At 41.8% G+C, this 589-nt stretch carries 1 protein-coding gene; it reads right to left on the reverse strand.

Annotation, left to right across the window (positions count from 1 at the left end):
- Positions 1–29: 29 nt before the first annotated feature.
- Positions 30–589: IS630 transposase-related protein (locus tag QL982_RS14505; RefSeq protein WP_290190455.1), on the reverse strand; the 560-nt coding region annotated here is incomplete at its 5' end.

The raw sequence follows: 589 nt of genomic DNA on the forward strand, positions 1-589 counted from the left end.
ATAGAAAATCTCTTTATTAATGTTTGTTTTTAAGTAGTCGAGTGCAAAGAGCGTTTTGCCATATAGTATAGTGCACCAATGACATTGGTTCGATCTTTAGCTTGCCAGTTGTAACTGTCAATATAAGGGCTACCAATGGGTGCATAGCCACAAGGGCGCACCGTTTCACTCTCAAAGCCACTTTCATCCATGTAGACAATAGCAAAGCCTTGAGAGATGAAGTGGTTGAGTTTTTTTAGGTAGCGAGCTCTCTTTAGGGGACAAGCTTTAGGATGCTCAAGTGTCTTTTTTTTGCTAATACCAATACGCTTTAAGGCTTTACTGATGCCTGTTGGGCTACAATTAAAACGCTGGGCTCGCTCATAATGATAATCGTCAGGGTAGTCTTTGACGTCTTGAGCTAAGGCTTCATCCTCTATTTTGTAGGGCTTGATGTCTCGAGTGGTTTTACTGTGAAGACGCTTTTTCCACTTCTGGATAGTCGTGGGACTGATATCATAGAAAACAGCAGCTTCAGCAAAGGTCATGCCCTCATCTAAGCTTTTCAGGACTTGTTTGCGATAATCTAGGGAGTAAGTCATGGTCATTT

The organism is Psychrobacter sp. 5A.1 (assembly GCF_030407455.1).
Classification (GTDB): Bacteria; Pseudomonadota; Gammaproteobacteria; order Pseudomonadales; family Moraxellaceae; genus Psychrobacter.